The sequence below is a fragment of the Arthrobacter sp. SPT-J7 genome (genome assembly GCF_059089965.1).
Genome location: NZ_JBNHFF010000496.1, coordinates 1 through 823, shown reverse-complemented (window position 1 = coordinate 823; position 823 = coordinate 1). Strand labels below are relative to the sequence as shown.

Genomic DNA, 823 nt, shown 5'->3' with positions numbered 1-823 from the left:
TTTCGGAGCAAATGAAGGTCTGCTCCTCGACGCGTGCCACGTCAGCGGGATCCGAGAAAGCGGCGAAGGAATTGGGGAAGAGGTCCTGGTTCAGGCGCGTGAGCGTTCCTGCCGCGACCAGCTCTTCGGTAAGGCGGGTGTTCTCTTCTTCGGAGCCGTCAACCCAGTAGATCCGGTCCGGCTGCGTAAGCTCAGCAACCTCTTCGACCCATGCCAGCAGACCGGCATGTGTGGTGGGTGCATTCTCAAGCAGCGGCTTTTGCGCCAGATCGCCCATTTCGGTTCCCTTCCTCGGGTTCATCGGTGTGAGCTAAATGCTATGGTCCGGACCACCGGAGTTTTTGGGACGTATGCTGAGCATCTGGTGCTGCAAAAACGCATTTCCGCGGGAATTCAAGGAATATACGGCCCAAATAGGCGTTTTATGTGACGAAGGTCACCTATACCGGTATAGTCGCGGATATTACACGCTGTCCGATTTGGCATCATGGCCAACCCTCGCGTAAAGTAATTCGAGGTTCAGGGAGAGCGGTTCTTCTCCCGGACCACGAGATGCGCCCATAGCTCAGCTGGATAGAGCGTCTGTCTACGGAACAGAAGGTCAGGGGTTCGAATCCCTTTGGGCGCACAGACAAGGTCCGCACCGGTTCGCTGGTGCGGACCTTTTGCTTTGCAGCACAAAAGATGCGCGGAATGGCGACCGCCACCCTTCCCCTCCAGCAGCAGGCCCGGGTCCCGGGCGTAGGCTTTCCCCATGATGCCTGAGGCGATTTCGCGTGAATTTGATGTAGTAGTGATCGGTGCCGGCGCCGTAGGGGAAAAC

Annotated in this window: 1 tRNA gene and 1 pseudogene; one reads left to right on the top strand and one right to left on the bottom strand. The window is 57.6% G+C overall.

Annotated features, from left to right (window positions below):
* Nucleotides 1-277: pseudogene (locus AC5RWX_RS33860) on the bottom strand (phosphoenolpyruvate carboxykinase (GTP)); the annotation flags it as partial.
* Nucleotides 278-554: 277 nt separating this feature from the next.
* Between AC5RWX_RS33860 and AC5RWX_RS33855 the strand changes: the two are divergent.
* A tRNA-Arg gene (locus AC5RWX_RS33855) sits at nucleotides 555-628 on the top strand.
* Nucleotides 629-823 lie beyond the last annotated feature (195 nt).